The organism is Streptomonospora alba (assembly GCF_000826685.1).
In the GTDB taxonomy this organism is placed as follows: domain Bacteria; phylum Actinomycetota; class Actinomycetes; order Streptosporangiales; family Streptosporangiaceae; genus Streptomonospora; species Streptomonospora alba.
On record NZ_JROO01000007.1, the window covers coordinates 1 to 24,226 of the forward strand.

The following is a 24,226-nucleotide window of genomic DNA, read 5'->3' on the forward strand; positions in this document are numbered from 1 at the left end:
GCGGCGGCCCCCGCCGCGACCGGCGGGGGCGCCCGCAGCGCCCGGCGCGTGCGGCGCGTCCACAACCGGTCCGGCCGCGCTTCCTCCGGGCGCGCCGCCCCCCGAGACTTGAGAGACTGAGTGGACGGATGTGATCGGCGCGGCCGCGGCCGGCCGCTGATACGCCGAGCCGTCACGACCCGAACCCCACGGCCCGCCCGGTGCTCCGGCCGGGCCGGAGCGGAATGGAGGCGCAAGCATGGACCCCGACCGCGTGCTGGAGGGACTCGATCCCGAACAGCTCGAGGCGGCGCGCGCCCTGCGCGGACCCGTGTGCATCCTGGCCGGAGCCGGCACCGGCAAGACCCGCGCCATCACCCACCGAATCGCGCACGCGGTCGCCAGCGGCGTCGCCACCGAGCAGCAGATCCTCGCGGTGACATTCACCACCCGCGCCGCCGGCGAGATGCGCGGCCGGCTGCGTTCGCTGGGCGCGCCCCGGGTCCAGGCGCGCACCTTCCACTCCGCGGCCATCCGCCAACTCTCCTACTTCTGGCCGCAGGCGGTCGGGGGACCGATGCCCACCCTCGTCGAGAGCAAGATCCAGGAGGTCTCGCGCGCCGCCTACGCCTGCGGACTGCAGTTGGACCGCACGGGCCTGCGTGACCTCGCCGGCGAGATCGAGTGGTCCAAGGCCACCCAGGTGCGCCCCGCCGACTACGAGAAGTCCATCGCCAAAGTCGGCCGCACCGCGCCCATGCCCGTCCACGACGTGGCACGCGTCTACGAGGCCTACGAGGAGCAGTGCCGCGACCGCAACCTGCTCGACTTCGAGTCGATGCTGGAGCTGACCGCGGCCATGATCGCCGAGCACCCGCAGATCGCCGAGCGCGTGCGCGCCCAGTACCGCTACTTCGTCGTCGACGAGTTCCAGGACGTCAACCCGCTGCAGAAGCTGCTGCTGGACACCTGGCTGGGAGACCGCGACGACATCTGCGTGGTGGGCGACCCCAACCAGACCATCTACTCCTTCGCCGGAGCGACCCCCGGCTACCTCACCGGCTTCTCGGCCGCGTACCCGCACGCGACCGTGGTGCGGCTGGTCCGCGACTACCGCTCCACGCCGCAGGTGGTGGGCGTGGCCAACGGCGCGCTCAAGCACGCCCGCGGCCCGGCGGCCGAGCACCGCCTGGAGCTGTCGGCCCAGCGCCCCGACGGCCCCGACCCCCTCTACACCGAGTACGACGACGAGCCCGCCGAGGCCACGTCGGTGGCACGCAAGATCGCCGCACTGATCGACTCCGGAGTCCCCGCGCGCGAAATCGCAGTGCTGTTCCGCACCAACGCCCAGTCGGCGGCTTACGAGCAGGCGCTCGCCGACGCCGGGGTGGCCTACACCGTGCGCGGCGCCACCCGCTTCTTCGAACGCCCCGAGATCCGCCAGGCCGTGCACACCCTCCGCGGCGCCCGCCAGGGAGCCGGCTCCGACCCCCTTGTGCAGACGGTGCGCGACATCCTCGCGCCCCTCGGACTGACCCCCGAGGCACCCGAGGGCCGCCAGGCGCGCGAGCGCTGGGAATCGCTGGCTGCGCTGGCCCAACTGGCCGAGGACGTCGCCGCGGCGCGCCCCGGCGCCGCCATGGACGACTTCGTCGAGGAGTTGGAGGCCCGCGTGGCCACCGAGCACGCGCCCGAGTACGAGGGCGTCACGCTGGCCTCCCTGCACTCGGCCAAGGGCCTGGAGTGGGACGCCGTCTTCCTGGTGGGGCTGACCGAGGGCCTGATGCCGATCGTCTTCGCCGAGTCCGCCGACCAGATCGAAGAGGAGCGCCGACTGTTCTACGTGGGCGTCACCCGCGCCCGCGAGCATCTCTCGCTGTCGTGGGCGCTGGCCCGCTCGCCCGGCGGCCGCAAGTCCCGCAAGCCCTCGCGCTTCCTGGACGGCCTGCGCCCGGCCTCGCCGTCGCTGGCCAACCGCGAGAACCGCAGACAGGCCAAGCTGGTGCGCTGCCGGATCTGCGGGAACACCCTCACCGAGGCCGCCGAACGCAAGCTTGCGCGGTGCGGCGACTGCCCGGCCGACTACGACGAGGAGCTGCTGGAGCGGCTGAAGGCCTGGCGTCGCGGCGTAGCCGAGGAGCAGCGGCTCCCGGCCTATGTGATCTTCACCGACGCCACTCTGCAGGCCATCGCCGAGCACCTGCCGGCCGACAAGGCCGCACTCTCGCGCCTGTCCGGCGTGGGAGCCGTCAAGCTGGAGCGCTACGGTGATGCCGTGCTGGCCCTATGCGCAGGCGACGAACCCGCCGCCGAGTACCGAGGAGGAGTGCCCCATGGGGGACGCACAGAGCAGGCCGACTGACACCGCCGAGCCGCCTGCCCAGCAGGGCCAGTCCGTCGACGGCCTGCTGGAGATCCTCGACCTGGAGCGGATCGAAGACAACATCTTCCGCGGCCGCAGCCCCGACGGCGGGCCGCAACGGGTCTTCGGCGGGCAGGTCGCCGGCCAGGCGCTGGTGGCCGCGGGCCGCACCGTGCCCGAGGATCGGCGGGTGCACTCCCTGCACGCCTACTTCATCCGCCCGGGCGACCCCTCGGTGCCGATCGTCTACGACGTCGACCGCGTGCGCGACGGCCGCTCCTTCACTACGCGGCGTGTCACGGCGGTCCAGCACGGAAAGGCGATCTTCACGCTTTCGGCGTCGTTCCACAAGGACGAGCCGGGACTGGAGCACCGCGTCTCGATGCCCGAGGCGCCCGGCCCGGAGGAGCTGCCGAGCATGCGCGAGCGGCTCTACAACGCCTTCGGCCGCGTACCGCGCTTCGCCAGCTGGCACCCGATCGATCTGCGCCCTGTGGGCCCGCTGTCCTTCGAGGTCGAGCGCGATCCCAGCCTGAGCACCACCGACAACCTGGTGTGGCTGCGCGTCGACGGCAGCCTGCCCGACGACCCGATGCTGCACGTGTGCCTGATGACCTACGCGTCGGACATGACGCTGCTCGACACCGTGCTGCTGCGCCACGGGCGCACGTTCTCCGGCATCTCCATGGCCAGTCTCGACCACGCCATGTGGTTCCACCGGCCCTTCCGCGCCGACGACTGGCTGCTGTACGCACAGGAGACCCCCGCCGCCGGCGGCGCGCGCGGCCTGGCTCGGGGCCAGGTGTTCACCCGCGACGGCGACCTGGTGTGCTCGGTGGTGCAGGAAGGGCTGCTGCGCGTCCTCGACTCCGACGGTTCGGGCGAGTCCTGAACCCTCGCAGGCTTCTCCGTATCCCGCGGTCCGGTCCGCGGCCTGCGGACCGCCTGCGGACGGAGCCCGCGATCGGCGGTCCCGGGCCTCGGGATCCGGATGAGCGGACCCGATTCCAACGCCCTGCCGAGGTTGGCCATTCCATCGCCGCAGTGGCCGAGTCCGGACGAAACACCAGGTCAAAAATTGCTTGCCGGTCGTGTCGGCGCCACTCTAGTGTTGACTCCGTCAGCGCCCGCGCAGGCGGCGGACGAGAGTCCGCGGCCCGGCCCCGAGGGGAGGTGTCCCATCCGATGATCGTGAATATGCGGCCCGGTTCCGTCGTCGTCTCCGGCGAGTTCGTCGCCATGTCCTGGGACACCGTGCGCAGCGGCGCCACGTGTGCTGAGTCGCAGCTGCTCGGCGTCCAGGGCATCGCCCGCGGCGCCGTCCGGATGCGTCCCGGTGTCGAGCACGGGCGTTTCTATGCCCGCAGTGCCCGTACCGCGGATATCAGCCGACTGGAAACCGAGCCCGCAGCAGGAACCCCGCGCCCCAAGGGCGTCGTGGGGGAGTGTCCACGGGGCATACCGGCCTAGAACACCGGCCGGGTGTCTTCCCCGTGGCCGCGGACCCCACATAGGGGCCGCGGCCATTTTGATCTTCAGTGGAGACCGCCGTTCCGGCAGGTCCCGGGAGCGTCTCCGCCGATCGCAGGTCCTGGCCCCGTAGCCGGACGCACAGACGTCCGGCGATGTAGCCGCCAACCGCGTTCGACACCACAGATCAGGGAGGACACCGATGCTTGCGTCGGTCCTGGAGACGTCGAGTTTCGGCGAGACCGAGATCCCGTGCCGGCAGGACCCCGACCTCTTCTTCGCCGAAGCACCGGCGGACGTCGAGGCGGCCAAGGCGATCTGCGCGGACTGCCCGGTCCGTGAGCAGTGCCTGGCCGACGCCCTTGAGCGTCGGGAGCCGTGGGGAGTCTGGGGCGGCCAGCTCCTCGTCTCCGGAAAGGTCGTGCCGCGCAAGCGCCCGCGCGGCCGTCCCCGGAAGGACGCCGAGCCCGTGGCGGCCTGACCGCCCGCCGCGGACCCTCCGCCCGCCGCCGACCACCGGCCCTCGAAACCGCACTACCTGCATGAACGAAAAGGACCCGGGAAAATGCTGCTCTACGAGCTTGTGAACCTGCAGATGAACGTCGACCAGCGGCGCGAGCGTGAGCGCCGCCGGCTCTCGGCCCGCAGGCTGCGCGCCGAGCTGCGCGAGCGCCGCCGCGCCGAAAGCCTGCTCATGGAAGTGTCGTGGTCACGCCTATGTTGATGTGACCCCTTCAGGGGCCGGTCCGGCCGAACACGGCGTGGGCCGGCCCCGGCCCGTTGTCGGCCGGAACCGGTCACGCGAGGTGCGGTAAGGGTTCCGCAGGTCACCGCGGATTGCGCTCCGTTGCGCCGCTGTAGCCGCAGGCAGACCGGGTCATCACTTCCGATAAGGAACAAAAAGTGGCAACACGGCCCTGTGTCGTCGGCCCGGTCTGAGCTACCGTGAATCTGTGCCTCAGAACACCAAGGTCGAGGTACGCCGAAGTCCCCGCCGGCGGCGCACGGTGTCGGCCTACCGCGACGGGGACAAGACGGTCGTCCTCGTACCAGCCTCGTTCTCCCGCGCCGAAGAGAAGCGCTGGGTCGATCGCATGCTGGAGCGACTTGAGGCACGCGAGGAGCGCCGCCGCCCCGACGACGAGTCGCTGCAGTCCCGCGCACTCGACCTCGCCGACCGCTACCTCGAAGGCCTCGCCCGCCCTTCCAGCGTGCGCTGGGTCGACAACCAGCAGACCCGCTGGGGCTCGTGCACGCCCGAGAACGGCTCCATCCGGCTGTCGCGCCGGCTCTCGGGCATGCCGTCGTGGGTCGTCGACTACGTCCTGGTGCACGAGCTCGTGCACCTGATCATCCCGCACCACGGCCAGGAGTTCTGGGACCTGGTGCACCGCTATCCCAAGGCCGAGCGGGCCCGCGGCTACCTCGAGGGCGTCAGCGCGGCCCCGCGCCTGGAGGACGGCCGCAGCGGCGAGGTCGGCGAAGAGGACGACGACATCGACGACGGGCTCTCATCCGGACTCGACCGCTCCGACAGCGCCTGACCCGCGGGCCCGCCCCGACGCGCGGCACCGGGCACGCGCAGGTCAGCGGCGCGCCGCCGAGTCTCGTCCCGCTTGCGCGCGCACGGCCTGCGCCGCCGCGCGAACGAGCAGGCGGCAGGCCTCGTCGGTGGGCTCGGGGACCTCCTCGACGCCGAACCAGCCCAGATCCGCCGACTCGGCGGCGTCGCGGGTCAGCACCGCGTCCTCAGCCGCGGCGACCACCGCGTACTGCACGTCCAGATGCCAGGTCCCGCCGCCGCAACCCACCCGGTGGCGGTCCAGTCGTACCGGCCCCGGCAGCAGCCGCAGGCCGCTCAGGCCCGACTCCTCGGCCGCCTCGCGCAGGGCAGCATCCCCGAGGGAGAGGTCGCCCTCCTCGCAGTGGCCGCCGGTCTGCAGCCACTTGCCGATCTTGCGGTGCAGGGTCAGCACCGCGCGCGTGCCGCCGGGGTCGACGACCGCGGCGCTGGCCGTCAGGTGCCCGGGCATACAGGCGCGCGACATCGCGTCGGGGTGGCGGTCGAGATGGTCCAGATAGGAGCGGCGCAGCTCCTCCTGTGCGGCATCGGGTGCGCTCCAGTCGGCGAGTTCGCGCCGGGCGCCGGCGTGCAGCCCGGTCACGTTCACGCGGAGCCTCCGCCCGTGCCGGGGCCCTCCCCGCGGTCGTCGCCGCCCTCGCCCTCGGCCCGCTTGTCGCCGGAGGACTCCTCGGGGGCGTCCGCGGAGCCGGCGGTGAACTGGCTGATGTCGATCTCGTCGGCCTCCGAGCCGCCGCGGCCGTGCACGAAGCCCTGGGGATCGTCCAGGTCCTCTCCCGAGGGCATCAGATCGGGGTGCTCCCACACGGCGTCGCGCCCCTCGATCCCGCGGGCCTCCTCCAGTGCGCTCCACAGCGCCGCGGCGTCGCGCAGCCGGCGCGGCCGCAGTTCCAGACCCACCAGAGTGGCGAAGGTGTGCTCGGCGGGGCCGCCGGTGGCCCGGCGCCGGCGGGTGGCCTCGGCCAGCGCCGCCGACTGCGGCAGCCGCTCGGCGACCGCGGAGTCGACCACGACCGACAGCCAGCCCTCGACCAGCGCCAACGCCGTCTCCAACCGGGCCAGCGACGCCTTCTGCTGCGGGGTGTCCTGCGGCTGGAACAGGCCCTCGCCCTCGCTGCCCGAGAGGATCTCCTGCAGTGCTTCGGGATTGGCGATGTCGACCTGGCCGAGCTTCTCCTCAAGCCCGCTCATGTCGAAGGACATGCCCCGGGCGTACTCCTCGACCAGGCTGAACACGTGCCCGCGCAGCCACGGGACGTGCCCGAACAACCGGTGCAGAGCGACCTCGCGCGCGGCCAGGTAGAGCCGGATCTCGTCCTCGGGAATGCCCAGGCCCTCGCCCCAGGCCGCGACACCGTCGGGCAGCAGCGCCGCGGTGCCCTCGCCGGCCAGCGGCAGGCCGACGTCGGTGGAGCCCACCACCTCGCCGGCGAGCTCGCCGATGGCCTGGCCGGCCTGCTGGCCCACGAGCATGCCGCCCATCTGGCGCACCATGCCCATCAGCGGGCCCGCCATGGACTGCATCTCCTCGGGCAGGTTCTGGCCCATGGACTCCACCAGCCGCCGGGTCAGCGGCTCGCACAGCTTCGACCAGGTCGGCATGGTCTTCTCGATCCACTCCGACCGGCTCCAGGCCTGCATGGTGTGCACACCCGACGGCAGCGCCGTGGCCTCGTTGGTCCACAGGTCGGCCAGTCGCAGGGCTTCCTCGACCTTGGCGAAATCGTGCGCGCCGACACTGGAGTCGCCCTTCTGGGAGACCGCGTGCCGGGCGATGTTCTTGGCCATGTCCCAGTTGACCGAGGCGGACTCGGACTGCTGCTCGCCGGTCGAGGACTGGGCTGCCATCATGTCGGCGAACTGGCGCAGCATCTGCGCCATCTGCTGCGGATCGCCGAACGGGAAGCCGCCCGGCATCCCCGGCTCGCCGCCGCCGGGGCCGCCACCGCCTGGGCCGCTGCCGGCGCCCGAGCCGGAGTCGCCCGATCGGCGCCCGGACTCGTCGTCGGGGTCGTTCGGCATGCTGAAACCAAAAGGTAGGTCGCTCACGATTAGACCTCAGGCAGGATTAGGTTTGTCTCCACTGTCACGTTAGCTGGGAGCCGCCCGGAGTGAATACCGAAACCAGCCAGGTTCGCCCACAGCACACCACACGCCCCCGCGCGCCGGTGGTAGCTGTCACCGGCGCCGCCGAGGGTATCGGGCGTCTCCTTGTGGAACGCCTGGTCAAGGCTGCTAGTTCCGGCCATGTAGCCGAAGTCGTGGCGATCGGCGACAGCGCTGACGAGGCTGCGGGCGTCCCGCTGGGCGTCACCTGGCGCACCGCAGACGTCCGCGACCCCCGGCTGGCGGCCTGCCTGCCGGGCGTGGACGTGCTCGTGCACGCCGGAGACGACCGCACTCTGGCGACCGCGCCCAAGCAGCGGCGCGCCGACAACCTGCGCGCGGCCCAGACCGTGCTGACCTCGGCCGCCGCCCGGCGTGTACCCCGGGTCGTGCTGCTGACCAGCACCATGGTCCACGGCGCCGACCCCGACAACCCCGTGCCGATGTCCGAGGACTCCGAAGTCCGCACCGAGACCGGGCCCGGCCTCCTCGGCGACTGGGTGGAGATCGAGGACCTGGCCTGCCGCGCCCGCCGCTCCCACCCCGGCCTCTCGGTGACCGTGGTGCGGCCCGCGCCGCTGGTGGGCCCCGGCCTGGACACCGTGCTCAGCCGCCACTTCTCCGCCCCGCGGCTGCTGACCGTTCGGGGCCGCGAGCAGCGCTGGCAGTTCTGCCACGTCGACGACCTCGCCGGCGCCCTGGAACACGTCGCCGTGCACGGAGTCGTAGGCAAGGACGGCGCGCTGGCGGTGGGGTGCGAGGGCGCGCTCGACCAGGCCGAAGCCGAGGAGATCGCGGGGCTGCGCCGCTTCGACGTGCCGGCCAACCTGGTCTTCGGCGCCACACAGCGGCTGCACTCTGCGGGCATCACCCCCGCCTCGGCCGCCGAACTGAAGTTCCTCGTCTACCCGTGCGTCGTCGACTGCGCGACTCTGCGCGAAAGCGGATGGCGGCCGGACTACGACAACGCGGGTGCGCTGCAGGCGCTGCTGGAGGCGCGCAGCGGCAAGGCCGCGCTGGTGGGACGCAACGTCGGCCGCAAGGAGGTCACCATCACCGCGGCCAGCGCCGCAGGCGCCGCGGCGGCGGCCATCGGGACCGCGGCCGCGGTGCGCCGCCTGCGCAAGCGGCGCGGCCGCTGACCCACTCGGGCCGCGGCCGCGCGCGGCGATCAGGGGCCGATCCGGCTCCGGCCGCGGCGCCGGCGCTGTTGATACTGTCGCTCATGTGGATGCCATCAGCCTGGTAGGACTGCGCGAAACCCCGATCTCGGTCGACGAGGTCCTCGCCGCAGTGGGCGATCCCCGCGCCGGGGGCACCGCCTTCTTCGTCGGAACGGTCCGCGACCACGACCACGGGCGCGCCGTCGCGCGCCTGGCCTACTCCGCCCACCCGCGCGCCGAGGGCGACATGCGGCGTGTCATGGAGAAGGTCGTGGCCGACGTCTCCGGCGACGGCCGCCCCGTCTGGCGGGTGGCCGCCCTGCACCGCGTCGGCGACCTGGAGATCGGCGACACCGCCGTGGTCGCGGCCGCCGCGGCCGGGCACCGCGACGAGGCGTTCGACGCCTGCCGCCGGCTGATCGACGACCTCAAGGCCGAGGTGCCCATCTGGAAGCACCAGGAGTTCACCGACGGCGACACGGAGTGGGTCGGCGCGGAGTAGCCGACCGACAGCCGCCCGCGGCGGGTCCAGATCGGGGTCCGCTCTGCGCCGTTTAGGCTGTGCAGCATGTTCCGTCGTGCTATGACCCTGATCGTCGCGTTGCTGCTGCTGGTCGGCTTCGGGGCGGGAGCGGTGTTCCTGCCCGTGCCCTACCTCGTCGCCTCGCCCGGCATCGCGCTGAACACCCTGGGCGAAGCCGACGGCGAGAAGATCATCCAAATCGAGGGCACCGAGAGCTACAGCCACGAGGGCGGCGAGCTGTCCATGGTCACGGTGCAGTACTCCGGCGGACCCGACGTGCGCATGGACCTGTTCACCGTGCTCGGCGCATGGCTGTCGCCCACCCAGGCGGTGATCCCCCAAGAGGCGCTGTTCCCGCCGGACCGAAGCGTCGAGGAGATCACCCAGACCCAGACGGTGGAGATGAACAGCTCCCAGCGCCGGGCCACCGCGGCGGCGCTGACCCAGCTGGGCGTCGAGTACGAGACCAGCGCCTACGTCGCCCAGGTCATGAAGGACATGCCGGCCCGCGGCAAGCTGCGCAAGGACGACGTCATCACCCGGGTGGACGGCGAGCCCGTCGCCGACAAGCAGGAGGCGGTCGAACTCGTCGCCGACCGCGAACCCGGAGACCCCGTCGCACTCACCGTCGACCGGGACGGCGAGCGGGTCGAGGTCGAGGTCGGCACCAAGGCGAACGACGACGGAGACCCCGTCATCGGCATCCTCATCGCCGACCGGATGGACTTCCCCTTCCAGGTCGACATCAGCGTCGGCGAGATCGGCGGCCCCAGCGCCGGCATGATGTTCGCGCTGGGCACCATGGACCGGCTCTCCCCCGAAGACCTCACCGGCGGAAACCACATCGCCGGCACCGGAACCATCACCCCCGAGGGCGAGGTCGGCGGTGTCAGCGGCATCGCGCAGAAGATGGTCAGCGCCCAGCAGCAGGGGGCCGAATACTTCCTCGTCGCCGGCGAGAGCTGCTCGCAGACGTTCGACTCCGCCGCCTCCGGCGAGATCGAGGTCGTCAAGGTGAACACGCTCGACGACGCCGTCGGCGCGCTGGAGGCCATTCGCGCCGGCGAGGACGGCGACCTGGCACGCTGCCAGCCGGGCTGAGCCCTCCGGCCGCACCGGCGCGCGCCGGTGCGGCACCGCCCGGGTCCGCTCCCGGGCCGGCACAGCGCCGGAGCGGGCCTCAGCCCTCCTCGCCGTCCTCCTCCAGCGTGATCGCCAGCGCCGAAGTCAGCGCCGGCACGAGGTCCTCGCCGCTGAGCACCTCGTCCTCGGAGTCGTGGCTGCGCATCCGCATCGCCGACTGCCGGCTGCCGTCGCGCAGCACACCCGCGACCATGCGGACCTCCTCACGCCCTTCCTGGCTCTGCGCCCACGTTCCCGCGTCGACGTCGTCGGGCGGGTCCAGCGTGGCGTCGGAACCCTTCACCACCAGGCGCTCCATCACCAGGGCGCATCCGGTCACCGCCTCGGGCCAGGCCATCCTGCCCAGCGCCTCCTCCAACGGGACGTCCTCGGGCAGCGGTTCCTGCTCCACCGGGGTCAGGTCGTCGGCGGGGACGTCGCCGGTCAGCCCCAGCATCTCCGCCAGGGCGGGTTCACGCTCCATCAGGTCGGTTGTCGGCACCAGAGCGTAGATGCGCACCGGCTGGTCCCAGCCTTGTCCGGCGGCGTGGCGCTCGAGTTCGAGGACGGCTTCGCGAATGTTGAAAGACACCCCTCCATGGTGGCCGACGAGGGAGACCGGAAAGCGCGCCGCCGACGGAGTAAAGTCGCACCACGGCGCTCCGATGCCTGACCGAGGCACAGTCGATGTCATGTTGTCATCGGCTGGCGCGGGGTTTCGGGAACCCCCGCACCACCCAATAAGTTGCGTTACCGAAGGGACCCGAGTCCCCAACCGACCGACCCGCAGTGCTACCTATGAGGGGGAGGCGTGAGCTTCCGATCGCCCGGCGCACCGTCCGCGCGAATGCCCCGCCGATCCCGGCTGCTCGCGCCTGTCGCAGTGGCCGTGGTCGTCGTCATCGCGGGGTTGCTGACCGCCGCGAACTTCTGGACCGACTACCTGTGGTTCGACTCCGTCGGGTATACGTCGATCTTCCTCACCGAGCTGCGCACGAAGGTGCTCATGTTCGTCGTCGGCGGCCTGGTCATGGCCGCCGCCGTCGGCGCCAGCATGTACTTCGCCTACCGCAGCCGACCGCTGGCGCCGCCGATGAGCCCCGAACAACAGGGGCTGGCGCGCTACCGGATGTCGATCGAACCGCGCCGCAAGCTCTTCTTCTGGGCGATCGTCGCCGGCCTCGGCGTGCTGGCCGGCGCCTCGGCCAGCGGTGAGTGGGGTACCTACCTGCAGTTCGCCAACGGCGCGTCCTTCGGCGTCGAGGACCCGCAGTTCGGCCGCGACATCTCCTTCTACACCTTCACCTACCCCTTCCTGCGGGTGGTGCTGGGTTACCTGTTCGCGGCCGTGGTGCTGGCCTTCATCGCCGCGGTCGTCGTGCACTACCTCTACGGCGGCGTCCGGCTGCAGGGCCAGGGCCAGCGCGCCACCCCCGCCGCCCGCGTGCAGCTGTCGGTCCTGCTGGGCGTCTTCGTGCTGCTGCGCGCCGCCGCCTACTGGCTCGACCAGTACGGGCTGGTCTTCTCCAGCCGCGGCTACACCTTCGGCGCCTCCTACACCGACGTCAACGCGGTCCTCTACGCCGTGATCATCCTTTCGGTGATCTCCGTGGTCTGCGCGCTGCTGTTCTTCGCCAACATCTACGTGCGCAACGTGATGATGCCGGTGGCCAGCCTCGGCCTGCTGGTGCTGTCGGCCATCCTGATCGGCGGCGTCTACCCCGCGATCGTGCAGCAGTTCCAGGTCAGCCCGAACGAGCAGCGGGTGGAGCGACCCTTCATCCAGCGCACGATCGAGGCCACCCGTGCCGCCTACGGCATCGACAGCGCCGAGGTCACCGACTACGACGCGCAGACCGAACTGTCAGCAGACCAGCTGTCCGACGAGGCCTCCACCATCCCCAGCGTCCGGCTGGTCGACCCCTCCGTGGTGTCCCAGACCTTCCAGCAGATGCAGCAGGTGCGCGGGTTCTACCAGTTCCCCGAGGTGCTGGCCGTCGACCGCTACCAGGACGGCGAGGGCAACAGCGTCGACACGATCATCGCCGCACGCGAGCTGTCGGGGCCGCCGCAGGACCAGGACAACTGGCTGACCCGGCACACCGTCTACACCCACGGCTTCGGGATCGTCGCCGCGGCCGGCAACCAGGTGGACAACCAGGGGCGGCCGGTCTTCACCGAATACAACATCCCGCCCGAGGGCGAGCTGTCCGAAACCACGGGCGAGTACGAGCCGCGGATCTACTTCGGCCAGGAGGGCGCCGACTACGTCATCGCCAACGCCGAGCCCGAGTACGACTTCCCTCTGGGCGGCACCAGCGACGACGTCACCACCACCGAGGACGAGGAGGGCGCCACCCCCACTCCCACGTCGGACAACGCCAACGCGCCCGCCGATGCGCAGGCCGATGCCCAGGCCGACGGCCAGGGCGGCGGTGAAGGCGGCGGCCAAGGCGGCGAGAGCCCCGAAGGCCAGGGCGAGGGCGAAGGAGGAGACGGCGGCGAAGGCAGCGGCCAGCGCACCAACAGCTACGACGGCGACGGCGGCGTCGAGCTGAGCAACTTCTTCAAGCGCATCCTCTACGCGCTGCGGTACCAGGAGCCCGACATCCTGCTGAACAACGCGATCTCGGAGGAGTCGCGCCTCATCTACGAGCGCGACCCGGCCGACCGCGTCGAGCGGGTGGCGCCGTTCCTGACCGCCGACGGCAAGGTCTACCCGACCATCGTCGACGGCCGCGTGAAGTGGGTCGTGGACGCCTACACGACCACGAACATGTACCCCTACTCGGAGCGGATCGACCTCTCCGACGCGACCGAGGACACGTTCACCCAGAGCACCGACACCGTCAACGCGCTGCCGGGCAACCAGGTGAACTACATCCGCAACTCGGTCAAGGCCACGGTCGACGCCTACGACGGCACCGTGACCCTCTACGGCTGGGACCAGGAGGACCCGGTCCTCAAGACCTGGTCCAAGGCCTTCCCCGAGGTGATGACCAAGAAGGGCGAGATCAGCGACGAGCTGATGTCGCACCTGCGCTACCCCGGCGACCTGATGAAGGTCCAGCGGGAGATGCTGCGGCGCTACCACATCACCGACGCCGACGCGTTCTACGGCGGCCAGGACTTCTGGAACGTTCCCTCCGACCCCACGTCGGAGAGCGACAGCCCCGAACCGCCCTACCGCCAGACCATCGGCTACCCGGGCGAGGACGACGCCGACTTCTCCATCACGTCGACGTTCGTGCCGCGCGGCCGCGAGAACCTGGCCGGCTTCCTGGCGGTCAACAGCGACGCCACCGAGCAGGACTACGGCAAGCTGCGCATTCTGAAGCTGCCGCAGGACACGGTGGTCATGGGGCCGGGACAGGTGCAGGCGCAGTTCTCCGCCGACGACGCGATCCGCGACGAGCTGCTGCCGCTGCAGCAGAGCCAGCAGTCGCGGATCATCAGGGGCAACCTGCTCACCCTGCCGTTCGCCGACGGCCTGCTCTACGTCGAACCGCTCTACGTCCGAGCCGAAGGCAGCCAGACCTCCTATCCGCTGCTGCAGAAGGTCATGGTCGGCTTCGGCGAGGAGGTCGCGATCGGCAACAACCTCCAGGAGGGGCTGAACAACCTCTTCGAGGGCGGTGAGGGCCCGCTGAACGAGGGCGGCGGCCAAGACTCCGGCTCCGAGGACGGCCAGGAGGACGGCGGCCAGCAGGACGGCGGCGGAGGCGGCGGGGGCAACGGCGAGCTCGCCGAGGCCCTCGACGACGCCGCTCAGGCCTACGAGGACGGCCGGCAGGCCCTGCAGGACGGCGACTTCACCGCCTACGACGAGGCCAACGAGCGCCTTGAGGAAGCCCTGCAGCGCGCCGAGGAGGCCTCAGGCGACGGCGGCGGAGGCTCGGACTGAGCCCTCTGCACAGTGATCGCTGCGGCGGCCGCGGCGGAAGGCGCTCCTTCCGCCGCGGCCGCGGTCGCACCGATTTGGTGTTGGCGCACGGAAGCGCTAATGTTGGAAACACATCGACGCGGGGTGGAGCAGTTCGGTAGCTCGCTGGGCTCATAACCCAGAGGTCGCAGGTTCAAATCCTGTCCCCGCTACCAAGGAAAGATCCGGTTTCGCATTCCGGAGCCGGATCTTTCTTTTTGCCCCCGCCGCATCCGGATCGCACGGTCCGCCGATTCCCTCTGGGGATCATCGGATCCGCGTTCCCACCTGCGGGGGTACGGAGTGCGCCGAGCCATCCGATTTGGTTCAGAGGCTCGGACGCGATAGTGTGGAAACACATCGACGCGGGGTGGAGCAGTTCGGTAGCTCGCTGGGCTCATAACCCAGAGGTCGCAGGTTCAAATCCTGTCCCCGCTACACAGAATGGCGGCCCGGTACTCGGAAACGAGCACCGGGCCGTTTTGTGTTCGCTTCCGGGCGGCGGCTCCCGCCGTCCGCCGCAGACCCCGAGACCGGCACCCCACCGGGAAGACCGGCGGCCGGTCACCCCGAAGGCGCGTCGACGGGGGCGGGTGTGCGCGAGACGGGCACCCGTGCCCGCACAGCGCGGTGATGCGGGAACCCGCCCGAAGCCATTCACACGCCCCGTGTGGGAGCAGGCGGGAATCCCGAGCCTTCAGGCCCGGGAGGATGTCAATCGCCCTTGAAGCCGTCGCAGGCGATGTAGACGCCCTTGTCGGTGGTCCACACGACGGTGTGGACGCCGCTCGACAGCGACGCGTCGGGGAAGTCGTCGGGGAAGTCCACCTCGGCCCAGTCGCTGCCGGAGACCTTCGCCTGCGTCTCGACGGTGCTGTCGTCGGGTGCGGTGACGGTGGCCGTGACGGAGACCTCGCCCGATCCCTCGGTGTCGCGCAGCTTGAGGGGCGCGCTCTTGGAGACGCCGTTGCGCGGCGCCGCGGTCTCCCACGCGCCGGGCGCGTTGCCGGTGATCCGCGGATCGCAGGCGAGGGCGTCGGCGTCGAAGCGAAGCTCCGCCAGCGCCGACGGGTCGGTCACCGGCGCCGCGGCGTCGGCGCTCGGGGCGATCTGCTGCTCAAGCTCCTCCAGCGACGGCCCGGTCTCGGACCCGCAGGCGGTCAGCGCGAGGCAGGCCGCCGCGGCGGCCGGGAGCAGGAGGCGGAGGGGGCTGCTGATGAGCTGTTGCGACACGAGCCGCAGACTACTACGCCCCGGCGGCTCGCGAACCACGCCCGGAACGCCCACCGCAGGCGCGCACGGGTTCAGGTCAGGCGCAGGGGAGCCGGCCCGCCGCCCGGGGTGGGGCCGCCGTTGAGCCAGGTGAGCACCTCGTCGTGCAGCACCCCGTTGGTGCAGACCAGCGGGCCGCCGTCGGTGAAGTCCTGGCCGCGCAGGTCGGTCGCGCGGCCGCCGGCCTCTTCGAGGATGACCGGCAGCGGTGCGGCGTCCCACAGCGACAGCTCCGGCTCGGCGGAGATGTCGACCGAGCCTTCGGCGACCATCACGTGCGACCAGAAGTCGCCGTAGGCGCGCGTGCGCCACACCGACCGGGTCAGACCGAGGAAGCTGTCCAGGCGCTGCTGGTCCTCCCACTCCGACAGTTCGGAGAACGACAGGGACGCGTCCTCCAGCGAGGACACCCCCGAAACCGTGCAGCGGGTCGCCTTGGTCAGACTGCGCCCGGACCAGGTGCCGCCTGATCGCGAAGCCCACCAGCGGCGGGTCAGCGCCGGTGCGGACACGACTCCGACCACCGGGCGGTCGCCTTCGAGCAGCGCGATCAGGGTCGCCCAGACGGGCACTCCGCGCACGTAGTTCTTGGTGCCGTCGATGGGGTCGAGGACCCAGACCCGGTGGCTGACACCGGTCCTGCCGTACTCCTCGCCCACCACCGCGTCGCGCGGCCGGGCGCGGGAGAGCACCCCGCGCAGCGTCTCTTCGACGGAACGGTCGGCCTCGGTGACGGGCGTCAGGTCGGGCTTGGTGTCGACTTCGAGGTCGAGCGCTCGGAAATGCTTCAGGGAAATGTCGTCGGCCGCGTCCGCGAGGACGTGGGCCAGACGCAGATCATCGTCAAAGGACGCCATGGCGGCTTACGCTACCGTTCCGGGCGCCGGTGCGGGCTACCGGCACCCTGCGGATAGGAGAACTGGGAGACGTTCGTGACAGTATGGCGGCATGGGCCAGGCGAGTGAGCAGCCGACCCCCCGCAGCGAGGCGGCGGGCACGCGGACACGCCTGCTCGACGCGGCATACGTCGAGGTCGTGGGCGGTCGGTGGGCGCGGATGCGCATGGCCGACATCGCCGCGAGCGCGGGAGTGTCGCGCCAGACGCTCTACAACGAGTTCGGCGCCAAGGAAGGGCTGCTGCAGGCGGTCGTCGTGCGCGAGGCGGGACGGTTCCTCGACGCGGTGATGGACATCCTCGCCGGATCCGCCGGCGACCCCGCGGACGCGGTGGGCGAGGCGGCGCGCTGGACCCTGGCGGCCTCGGCCGAGGACCCGCTGCTGGGAGCGATCATCACCGGCGACTCCGAATTGCTGCCGGTGCTCACCACGCGGGCCGAGCCGCTCTACGTCGAGCTGGGCTCGCGGATGACGCAGTACCTGCACGAGCGCCTGCCCGACATCGGCGCCGAGCGGGCCGAGGCGGTGGCCGAGGTGGCGCTGCGGCTCACCCTGTCCTACGTGCTGCTGCCCACCGCTTCGGACAAGGCCGCCCAGCGGGTCCAGCTCGCGGTGCGCAGCATGGTGGAGGCCTCGCGGGATTCCGCGCGCACCCGCGCGCCGGGGCCCTGACCGCCCGATCGGACCGCCGCTCCAGGCCGACGGCGAGGTCGAGGGGCTGTATCGCACCCCGGTGGAGGAACGGGGGCGTCGGCCGCGTTTCCGACGTCCCCGAACACCGCGGCTAGTGCCGCTCTTCCTCGGCGTCGCGGCTGCTCAGCAGGCGGCGCAGGGAGTCGACGCGCTCGGGCGCCAGCCGGCCCCGGGCCACTCCGGTGTCCAGGGCGCAGCCGGGGGTGTCGACGGCGTGCGGGCAGCCGGGCGGGCACTCGGCCACCTCGTCGGCGAGGTCGGGGAATCCGGCCACGACGTCGTCGGGGCTGACATGGGCGAGCCCGAAGCTGCGCACGCCCGGGGTGTCGATGATCCAGCCGCCTTCGAACGGCAGCGCCACGGCAGAGGTCGAGGTGTGCCTGCCGCGCCGGGTGACGGGGTTGACGTGGCCGACCGAGCGTCCGGCCTCGGGATCGAGCAGGTTCACGAGCGTCGACTTGCCCACGCCGGAGTAGCCCACCAGGACGCTGATCCGGCCGGCCAGGCGCTCGCGCAGTGCGCTCAGGTCGCCGGTGCTGCTGGTGACCACGTGGGGCAGGTCGAGCCCGCCGTAGGTGCGCAGCAGGCCGCCGGGGTCGGCCAGGTCGGCCTTGGTCAGGCACAGCAGCGGTTCCAGCCCGGCGTCGAAGGCGGCCACCAGGCAGCGGTCGACGAAGCGCGGCCGGGGCTCGGGGTCGGCCAGGGAGCAGACGATGGCCAACTGGTCGGCGTTGGCGACGACGACCCGCTCGACGGGGTCGGTGTCGTCTGCGGTGCGGCGCAGCACCGAGGAGCGCTCTTCGACGCGCACCACCCGCGCCAGCGTGCCGGGTTCGCCCGACAGGTCGCCGACCAGCCCGACGCGGTCGCCGACCACGATGCTGCCGCGGCCCAGCTCACGGGCCTTCATCGCCACCACGGGGCGGTCCTCGATCAGGCAGCTGTAACGGCCGCGGTCGACGGCGGTGACGAAGCCTTGCCGGGCGTTCTCGTGCTTGGGGCGGTTCCGGGTGCGCGGGCGCGAGCCGCCGCGCGCGCGGACGGGAACGTCGTCCTCGCCCAGTTCGCGCCGCCCGCCCCTCATCGCGTCACCTCGGCCCACAGCTCGGGGAATCCGGGCAGCGTCTTGGCCGTCGTGGCGATGTTCTCCACCTCCACTCCGTCCACCGCGAGGCCGATCACCGCGCCGGAGGTGGCCATCCGGTGGTCGTCGTAGCTGTGGAACACACCTGCGTGCAGCGGTCGCGGACGCACCGAGAGCCCGTCGGGCAGTTCCTCGGCGTCGCCGCCGAGCGCGTTGATCTCGCGTACCAGCGCCGCGATCCTGTCGGTCTCGTGGCGGCGCAGATGGGCGATGCCGGTCAGTCGCGAAGGGGTGGAGGCCAATGCGGCCACGGCGGCGATCGTGGGGGTCAGTTCGCCGACTTCGCGCAGGTCGGCTGTGATGCCGCGGATCTCTCCGGTGCCGTGCAGGGTCAGACCGTCGGGGCCGACGGCGACGTCGCCGCCCATCCGGGAGAACAGGTCTCGCAGCGTGTCGCCGGGCTGAGTGGTGTGCTCGGGCCACCCCGGAACCGTCACGCGGCCGCCGGCGACCAGCGCCGCGGCGAGGAACGGTGCGGCGTTGGAGAGGTCGGGCTCGACGGTGATCTCGCCGGTCTTGACCGGCCCCGGCACCACCCGCCACACGTCGGGCTCGGAGGTGTCGACGGAGACGCCGGCGGCGCGGAGCATCTCCACGGTCATGTCGAGGTGGGGCCGTGAGGGCACGGGGGGTCCGTCGTGGCGGATCTCGACCCCCTGCTCGAAGCGGGCCCCGCTGAGCAGCAGTGCCGAGACGAACTGGGAGGAGCCCGAGGCGTCCAGACCCACGGCGCCGCCGGGCAGCCGGCCCGTTCCGCGGATGAGCAGCGGCAGCGCACCGCGGCTGCCGTCGTCGATGTCGGCGCCCAGGGCCCGCAGCGCTTCCAGCAGCGGGCCGACCGGGCGCTCGCGCGCCCGCGGGTCGCCGTCGAAGGCCACCTCGCCCTCGGCCAGGGCGGCCAGCGGTGGCAGGAAGCGCATGACCGTGCCCGCGTTGCCGACGTCCACGTGTGCGGGCCCGTGCGGCCGCGCGGGCGCGACCTCCCAGTCGGCGCCGGCATCGGCCACCCCGATGCCCAGCGAACGCAGCGCGGCGGCCATGAGGTCGGTGTCACGGCTGCGCAGCGGGCGGCGCACCATGCCGGGAGTCTCCGACAGCGCCGCCAGGACGAGCGCGCGGTTGGTCATCGACTTCGAGCCCGGAAGCTCGACCGTGGCGTCCACGGGCGTGCGGGCGGTCGGTGCTGGCCAGTGCTGCGCGGATCGGGGCATGCCCCAAGGTTAACCGGCGGGCGCGGACGCCGGCATCGACCGCGGCGCGCCGGTGGGGGAGGCTGGGAAGGGGCGGCGGCGCCCGCCCGGCCGCGGAGCGCGGCAGGCCGGGGGAAGCAGTGCACGGCATCCCGGGAAGGGGAGGCTCAGATGGCCGACAAGGTCCACCACTACCGAGTCGACGTCCGATGGACCGGCAACACCGGCTCGGGCACCGGCGGCGGCTACCGCGGCTTCGAGCGCGCGCACGACGTCGAGGCCGAGGGCAGGCCCGTGCTCAAGGGCTCGGCCGACTCGGCCTTCCGCGGCGACCCCGGGAGGTGGAATCCCGAGGATCTGCTCGTCAGCGCACTCAGCGAATGCCACATGCTGTCCTACCTCTCGCTGGCGGCGGCGGCGCAGATCGACGTCGTCGCCTACACCGACACCGCCACCGGCACCATGACCACCCACCGCGACGCCTCCGGGGAGTTCGACGAGGTTGTGCTGCACCCGGTGGTCACCGTCGCCGAGGAGGGCATGGTCGCCACCGCCCGGCAGCTGCACGAGAAGGCGCACGGGAAGTGCTTCATCGCGCGGTCGGTGAACTTCCCCGTCCGCAACGAGCCCGAGATCCGGGTGGCGGGCGGGGAGTGAGCCGGGCGGGTGTGTCGGCCCCTGCCGGGGGAGACGGGCGCTGCTCTTTGTCACCGCCCCCGGCTAGGCTTGCCCTCATGTGCGGTCGATACGCCCAAGCCCGTAACCAGCACGAGCTCCAGCTCGCGTTCGACTTCCCCGAGGCCGACGAAACCGCGGCCCCGGCCGACGGCGCCGCCGATCCCCGCGCCCGGCCGCCGCTGGAGGAGCTGGCGCCCGACTACAACGTCGCACCGGGCAAGAACGTCTACACCGTGCTGGGCACGCCTCCGGGAGAAGCCGCGGCCGACGGCGGCGGGTACCGGGGACCGCGCACGCTGGGGACCATGCGCTGGGGACTCGTGCCCTCGTGGGCGAAGGACCCCAACGTCGGCTACAAGATGATCAACGCGCGCAGCGAAACCGTCGCCGAGAAGCCCGCCTACCGCAGCGCCTTCGCCCGCCGCCGCTGCCTCATCCCCGCCGACGTCTACTACGAGTGGCAGCTGCTGCCCGAGGACCGGCCGGGCGAGGCCGAGGCCGGCACGTCTCCGGTGACCGATTCCGGCCACCAGCGGCGCAAGGCCAAGTCCCGCAAACAGCCCTACGCCGTCGGCTACGCCGACGGATCGCCGCTGGCCTTCGCCGGGCTCTTCGAACGCCGGCGCGACCCCGAGAGCCAGGGAGACGACCCCGCGGCGTGGCTGTGGAGCTGCACCATCGTCACCACCCAGGCCGCGCCCGAGCTGAGCGCCATCCACGAGCGCATGCCCGTGGTGGTCCCGCCGCAGCTGTGGGAGGTCTGGCTCGACCCGGCCTCCGGCCCCGACGAACTGCACCACGCCCTGTCGGCCACGCCGGCGGGCGACTTCTCCGTCACCCCGGTGAGCACCGCCGTGAACAGCGTCCGCAACAACGGCCCCGAGCTGCTCCGTCCCGCCGAGGCCCCGGGGCTCCCCGGTGCCGAGAGCGCCACACTGTTCTGACACGGGCCCTGCGGCCGCGCGCGAGCACACTCCGCATCCGCCTCCCGATTCCGCCGCCGCTCTGGAAGCCGCCCGCAGCCCGCGGGTAGGGTGGCCCCGATCACTCGATCACCGCCGACCGGACGCGGTCGGCGGCGCACCGTGACGACGGTGCGACAGCCGATTCGACACCGACTGCACTACACGGGCCGCGGGGCCGACAGCGCCCCGGCGGCGAGCCGACACCATCACAAACCGCGGGAGCTCGCGCCATGGCGGGCTGAGAGGGTGGCTGCCCCCGAGAAGGGGCCGGTGCCGCCGACCGCAGAACCTGTTCGGGTAATTCCGACGTAGGGAGGCATGCCTTGACGGCGCTCGACGACCGTAGTGTCCAGCCCACCGTGACCAGCGGCCCCATCAAGGGGTCGCGGAAGGTCTACCACGAGGTCACCGGCCCCGACGCCGCGCAGACGCTGCGCGTGCCGCACCGGCGGGTGGAACTGGACAATGGCAGCCACATCGACCTGTACGACACCTCCGGCCCCTATACCGAGTCCTCCGTCGACATCGACGTCCACTCCGGCCTGGCGCGCATGCGCGAAGAGTGGATCCGCGACCGCGAACCCGTCGGCGGCGCGGTGACTCAGGCCGCCTACGCCGAGGCCGGGATCATCACCCCCGAGATGCGCTACATCGCCGCGCGCGAGGGCATGGACCCCGAGTTCGTGCGCTCCGAGGTGGCGATCGGGCGGGCGGTCATCCCCGCCAACCGGTGCCACCCCGAGTCCGAGCCGATGATCATCGGCAAGAACTTCCTGGTGAAGGTGAACGCCAACATCGGCAACTCCGCGGTGACCTCGTCGGTCGCCGAGGAGGTCGAGAAGATGGTCTGGGCCTCCCGGTGGGGGGCCGACACGATCATGGACCTGTCCACGGGCAAGCGCATCCACGAGACCCGCGAGTGGATCATCCGCAACTCCCCCGTCCCGGTGGGCACCGTGCCCATCTACCAGGCCCTGGAGAAGGTCGACGGCGATCCCGCGCAGTTGACCTGGGAGATCTACCGCGACACCGTCATCGAGCAGGCCGAGCAGGGCGTGGACTACATGACGGTGCACGCCGGCGTGCTGCTGCGCTACGTCCCGCTGACCGCCCGCCGCACCACGGGGATCGTCTCGCGCGGCGGCTCGATCATGGCGGCGTGGTGCCTGGCCCATCACGAGGAGAGCTTCCTCTACACCCGGTTCGAGGAACTCTGCGAGATCTTCCGGCGCTACGACATCACGTTCTCCCTCGGCGACGGGCTGCGGCCGGGCTCCATCGCCGACGCCAACGACGAGGCCCAGTTCGCCGAGTTGCGCACGCTGGGCGAACTGACCCACATCGCCCGTGCCCACGGCGTCCAGGTGATGATCGAAGGGCCCGGGCACGTGCCCATGCACAAGATCGCCGAGAACGTCCGCCTGGAGGAGGAGCTCTGCGGCGAAGCCCCGTTCTACACGCTGGGGCCGCTCGCCACCGACATCGCGCCGGGCTATGACCACATCACCTCCGCCATCGGCGCTGCCCAGATCGCCTGGCACGGCACGGCGATGCTGTGCTATGTCACGCCCAAGGAGCACCTGGGCCTGCCCAACCGCGACGACGTCAAGACCGGCGTCGTCACCTACAAGCTGGCCGCCCACTCCGCGGACCTGGCCAAGGGCCATCCCCGCGCCCAGGAGTGGGACGACGCGCTGTCGACGGCCCGGTTCGAGTTCCGCTGGCAGGACCAGTTCCACCTGGCCCTGGATCCGGAGACCGCCCAGGCCTTCCACGACGAGACGCTGCCGGCCGAGCCCGCCAAGACCGCGCACTTCTGCTCCATGTGCGGTCCCAAGTTCTGCTCGATGAAGATCACCCAGGACGTGCGCAGGTACGCCGAGGAGAACGGCCTGTCCACGGTGGCCGCCATCGACCAGGGCATGCGGGAGAAGTCCGAGGAGTTCAGCGATCGCGGCAAGCGGGTGTACCTGCCCGTGGCCGAGGCCGACTGAAGGCGCGGGGGCCGGGCGCGCCCGGCCCCCGCGGACGGCCCGCCCTCCTCGACGGGAGGGGAAGGAACCCCCGGGCACCGCCTGGGGATCGTCACCATAGAAGGCTGCGGCCAGGGGCCCAGCTCGCCTGGCGAGCGGGCCCGCCCGTCTCCCACCACTCGCCCCCGCTGCCTGCGGGGGCGGGTGGTTGCGGTCGCTCGCCGGATACGGGCTTTCAGCGCGGCTTCGGCAGGGCATCCATGGCGGGCTTGCGCGCGCTGGCGAGCAGGTGCACGCCCACGTTGTCGTCGGACTCCGCGGCCCGCAACTCCATCTCGACCAGCCGCCCCAGCGCCTGGGAATCCCGCGCGAGCATCAACTCCACGGTCGAAGCCGAGAGCACGGTGCGCGGTCGGACCCATTCGAGCTCCAGGCCGACGTCGGCGACGACCTCGGCGACCTGTTCGGCGGTGAAGCACCGGGTGATCGAGCCGTCGGGCCAGGGAACCAGCAGCACGTCGGCGCTGGGGGCCGAGCTCAGCTCCGGCCAGCAGTCCTGCTCCGCCAGCAGGGCCATGCCCAGCACGACCGAGTCCACGCACAGCAGCACCTGGCCGCCCGGTCGCAGCACGCGCGCGATCTCGCCCAGTGACGCCTCGGTGGCCAGGTGGCGCGACAGCACGCGGTTGTCGGCGACCACGCAGTCGAAGGCCCCGGAGGCGAAGCCCGACAGGAACGTGGTGTCGCCGATGACGGGGTGCAGCCGTCCGGGCGATCGGCGTCGCGCGGCGGGGACGTGGCCGTTGACCAGGGTGAGCTGCCGGCGCGGGCGCAACTCGGTCGACGGCAGCAGGGTGACCACGTCGTGTCCGTCGGCCACCGCGCGCGGGGCGCCGCGGAAGTCGGGTCCGGACAGGTCGAGGATGCGCCCGGGCTCCTCGGGGAGCCACCGGGCGAGCTGAGCGTCCGCCACCGCCCAGTAGAACCGCCAGTAGGCGGACAGGGAGTCGCTGGTCGCGAAGTGCGCGGACGCCGAACGTGCCGTGCGGGGCTCAGACACGGTTTCGGCGTCGTGGTCCGGCGGGCGGGAGGACGCGGAGTTGGAGGACGGTGGCACGCATGCTCCTCTCCCACGTCTTTGTCGGTGGTTTTACCCCCACTGTGGCACGGGTCACCCCCCGCGGG

Annotated in this window: 22 protein-coding genes and 2 tRNA genes; 16 read left to right on the forward strand and 8 right to left on the reverse strand. The window is 71.9% G+C overall.

Translation table 11 applies throughout. The annotated features are described in order from the left end of the window. Positions 1-238: 238 nt before the first annotated feature. From LP52_RS04350 to LP52_RS04370, 6 genes are all read left to right on the forward strand, one after another. Entirely contained in the window at positions 239-2,341 is a 2,103-nt protein-coding gene (locus LP52_RS04350; protein ID WP_052809419.1) for an ATP-dependent DNA helicase UvrD2, read from the forward strand. After that, positions 2,313-3,233, forward strand: coding sequence for an acyl-CoA thioesterase II (gene tesB / locus LP52_RS04355; protein ID WP_040270991.1), 921 nt, complete (start codon positions 2,313-2,315; stop codon positions 3,231-3,233). The genes LP52_RS04350 and tesB overlap by 29 nt, the downstream gene beginning before the upstream one ends. Before the next feature lie 293 nt (positions 3,234-3,526). Next, entirely contained in the window at positions 3,527-3,811 is a 285-nt protein-coding gene (locus LP52_RS04360; RefSeq protein WP_040270993.1) for a hypothetical protein, read from the forward strand. 202 nt (positions 3,812-4,013) lie between these two features. Beyond that, positions 4,014-4,292, forward strand: a complete 279-nt coding sequence (locus tag LP52_RS04365) for a WhiB family transcriptional regulator (RefSeq protein WP_040270994.1) — start codon at positions 4,014-4,016, stop codon at positions 4,290-4,292. 84 nt (positions 4,293-4,376) lie between these two features. Next, positions 4,377-4,535, forward strand: a complete 159-nt coding sequence (locus tag LP52_RS27615) for a hypothetical protein (protein WP_169775338.1) — start codon at positions 4,377-4,379, stop codon at positions 4,533-4,535. A 229-nt stretch (positions 4,536-4,764) separates the two neighbouring features. Next, positions 4,765-5,355: a M48 metallopeptidase family protein gene (locus LP52_RS04370; protein ID WP_193789947.1), complete on the forward strand. Its 591-nt coding sequence runs from the start codon at positions 4,765-4,767 to the stop codon at positions 5,353-5,355. Positions 5,356-5,397: 42 nt separating this feature from the next. On the opposite strand, the gene LP52_RS04375 is transcribed toward LP52_RS04370, so the two are convergent. After that, on the reverse strand, positions 5,398-5,982 hold the full coding sequence (locus tag LP52_RS04375) for an NUDIX hydrolase (RefSeq protein WP_238580727.1): 585 nt from the start codon (positions 5,980-5,982) through the stop codon (positions 5,398-5,400). After that, positions 5,979-7,442 carry a zinc-dependent metalloprotease gene (locus LP52_RS04380; RefSeq protein ID WP_040271001.1) on the reverse strand — a complete coding sequence of 488 codons (1,464 nt, stop codon included), beginning with the start codon at positions 7,440-7,442 and terminating at the stop codon, positions 5,979-5,981. The genes LP52_RS04375 and LP52_RS04380 overlap by 4 nt, the downstream gene beginning before the upstream one ends. A 119-nt stretch (positions 7,443-7,561) precedes the next feature. Between LP52_RS04380 and LP52_RS04385 the strand changes: the two genes are divergently transcribed. The 3 genes from LP52_RS04385 to LP52_RS04395 all read left to right on the forward strand — a co-directional run bounded on the left by LP52_RS04385 (position 7,562) and on the right by LP52_RS04395 (position 10,286). Beyond that, a complete protein-coding gene (locus LP52_RS04385) occupies positions 7,562-8,641 on the forward strand; it encodes an NAD-dependent epimerase/dehydratase family protein (RefSeq protein ID WP_040271003.1) in 1,080 nt (359 codons plus the stop codon). A gap of 85 nt (positions 8,642-8,726) precedes the next feature. Further along, positions 8,727-9,164, forward strand: coding sequence for a molybdenum cofactor biosynthesis protein MoaE (locus LP52_RS04390; protein ID WP_040271004.1), 438 nt, complete (start codon positions 8,727-8,729; stop codon positions 9,162-9,164). Between the two features lie 66 nt (positions 9,165-9,230). Then, positions 9,231-10,286, forward strand: a complete 1,056-nt coding sequence (locus LP52_RS04395) for a YlbL family protein (protein WP_040271006.1) — start codon at positions 9,231-9,233, stop codon at positions 10,284-10,286. A 79-nt stretch (positions 10,287-10,365) separates the two neighbouring features. Here LP52_RS04395 and LP52_RS04400 read toward each other — a convergent pair whose 3' ends face one another. After that, complete coding sequence (locus LP52_RS04400; RefSeq protein WP_040271008.1) at positions 10,366-10,899, reverse strand: PPA1309 family protein; 534 nt, start codon at positions 10,897-10,899, stop codon at positions 10,366-10,368. A gap of 255 nt (positions 10,900-11,154) precedes the next feature. On the opposite strand from LP52_RS04400, the gene LP52_RS04405 reads away from it, so the two are divergent. The 3 genes from LP52_RS04405 (at position 11,155) to LP52_RS04415 (ending at position 14,667) form a co-directional block, all read left to right on the forward strand. Next, positions 11,155-14,211 carry a UPF0182 family membrane protein gene (locus tag LP52_RS04405; RefSeq protein WP_052809420.1) on the forward strand — a complete coding sequence of 1,019 codons (3,057 nt, stop codon included), beginning with the start codon at positions 11,155-11,157 and terminating at the stop codon, positions 14,209-14,211. Between the two features lie 117 nt (positions 14,212-14,328). Next, positions 14,329-14,405 (forward strand) — tRNA-Met (locus LP52_RS04410). Between the two features lie 188 nt (positions 14,406-14,593). Beyond that, positions 14,594-14,667, forward strand: a tRNA-Met gene (locus LP52_RS04415). 276 nt (positions 14,668-14,943) lie between these two features. Here the strand turns inward: LP52_RS04415 and LP52_RS04420 are convergent. Both LP52_RS04420 and hisN read right to left on the reverse strand, forming a co-directional pair. Next, positions 14,944-15,462 (reverse strand): hypothetical protein, encoded by a 519-nt coding sequence (locus LP52_RS04420; protein ID WP_052809421.1) that lies wholly within the window; start codon positions 15,460-15,462, stop codon positions 14,944-14,946. Between the two features lie 71 nt (positions 15,463-15,533). Further along, positions 15,534-16,358 (reverse strand): histidinol-phosphatase, encoded by an 825-nt coding sequence (gene hisN, locus LP52_RS04425; protein WP_040271009.1) that lies wholly within the window; start codon positions 16,356-16,358, stop codon positions 15,534-15,536. Between the two features lie 91 nt (positions 16,359-16,449). Here hisN and LP52_RS04430 point away from each other — a divergent pair, with 91 nt between their 5' ends. Next, positions 16,450-17,070: a TetR/AcrR family transcriptional regulator gene (locus LP52_RS04430; RefSeq protein WP_040271011.1), complete on the forward strand. Its 621-nt coding sequence runs from the start codon at positions 16,450-16,452 to the stop codon at positions 17,068-17,070. A gap of 112 nt (positions 17,071-17,182) precedes the next feature. On the opposite strand, the gene rsgA is transcribed toward LP52_RS04430, so the two are convergent. Further along, a complete protein-coding gene (rsgA, locus tag LP52_RS04435; RefSeq protein WP_040271012.1) occupies positions 17,183-18,175 on the reverse strand; it encodes a ribosome small subunit-dependent GTPase A in 993 nt (330 codons plus the stop codon). Further along, positions 18,172-19,446, reverse strand: a complete 1,275-nt coding sequence (gene aroA, locus LP52_RS04440) for a 3-phosphoshikimate 1-carboxyvinyltransferase (RefSeq protein ID WP_040271014.1) — start codon at positions 19,444-19,446, stop codon at positions 18,172-18,174. Before aroA ends, rsgA begins: the two co-directional genes overlap by 4 nt. Before the next feature lie 150 nt (positions 19,447-19,596). Between aroA and LP52_RS04445 the strand changes: the two genes are divergently transcribed. The 3 genes from LP52_RS04445 to thiC all read left to right on the forward strand — a co-directional run bounded on the left by LP52_RS04445 (position 19,597) and on the right by thiC (position 23,062). Then, positions 19,597-20,082, forward strand: coding sequence for an OsmC family protein (locus LP52_RS04445; protein WP_040271015.1), 486 nt, complete (start codon positions 19,597-19,599; stop codon positions 20,080-20,082). A gap of 77 nt (positions 20,083-20,159) precedes the next feature. After that, complete coding sequence (locus tag LP52_RS04450; RefSeq protein ID WP_040271017.1) at positions 20,160-21,047, forward strand: SOS response-associated peptidase; 888 nt, start codon at positions 20,160-20,162, stop codon at positions 21,045-21,047. 344 nt (positions 21,048-21,391) lie between these two features. Further along, positions 21,392-23,062 (forward strand): phosphomethylpyrimidine synthase ThiC, encoded by a 1,671-nt coding sequence (thiC, locus tag LP52_RS04455; RefSeq protein WP_040271019.1) that lies wholly within the window; start codon positions 21,392-21,394, stop codon positions 23,060-23,062. 214 nt (positions 23,063-23,276) lie between these two features. Here thiC and LP52_RS04460 read toward each other — a convergent pair whose 3' ends face one another. Then, on the reverse strand, positions 23,277-24,158 hold the full coding sequence (locus LP52_RS04460; RefSeq protein WP_394298181.1) for a class I SAM-dependent methyltransferase: 882 nt from the start codon (positions 24,156-24,158) through the stop codon (positions 23,277-23,279). Positions 24,159-24,226 lie beyond the last annotated feature (68 nt).

Coding starts and splice junctions, on each gene's coding strand:
- LP52_RS04350 (WP_052809419.1), top strand. CDS start 239: ATGGACCCCGACCGCGTGCTGGAGGGACTCGATCCCGAACAGCTCGAG.
- tesB (WP_040270991.1), top strand. CDS start 2,313: ATGGGGGACGCACAGAGCAGGCCGACTGACACCGCCGAGCCGCCTGCC.
- LP52_RS04360 (WP_040270993.1), top strand. CDS start 3,527: ATGATCGTGAATATGCGGCCCGGTTCCGTCGTCGTCTCCGGCGAGTTC.
- LP52_RS04365 (WP_040270994.1), top strand. CDS start 4,014: ATGCTTGCGTCGGTCCTGGAGACGTCGAGTTTCGGCGAGACCGAGATC.
- LP52_RS27615 (WP_169775338.1), top strand. CDS start 4,377: ATGCTGCTCTACGAGCTTGTGAACCTGCAGATGAACGTCGACCAGCGG.
- LP52_RS04395 (WP_040271006.1), top strand. CDS start 9,231: ATGTTCCGTCGTGCTATGACCCTGATCGTCGCGTTGCTGCTGCTGGTC.
- LP52_RS04405 (WP_052809420.1), top strand. CDS start 11,155: ATGCCCCGCCGATCCCGGCTGCTCGCGCCTGTCGCAGTGGCCGTGGTC.
- hisN (WP_040271009.1), bottom strand. CDS start 16,358: ATGGCGTCCTTTGACGATGATCTGCGTCTGGCCCACGTCCTCGCGGAC.
- LP52_RS04430 (WP_040271011.1), top strand. CDS start 16,450: ATGGGCCAGGCGAGTGAGCAGCCGACCCCCCGCAGCGAGGCGGCGGGC.
- rsgA (WP_040271012.1), bottom strand. CDS start 18,175: ATGAGGGGCGGGCGGCGCGAACTGGGCGAGGACGACGTTCCCGTCCGC.
- aroA (WP_040271014.1), bottom strand. CDS start 19,446: ATGCCCCGATCCGCGCAGCACTGGCCAGCACCGACCGCCCGCACGCCC.
- LP52_RS04445 (WP_040271015.1), top strand. CDS start 19,597: ATGGCCGACAAGGTCCACCACTACCGAGTCGACGTCCGATGGACCGGC.
- LP52_RS04450 (WP_040271017.1), top strand. CDS start 20,160: ATGTGCGGTCGATACGCCCAAGCCCGTAACCAGCACGAGCTCCAGCTC.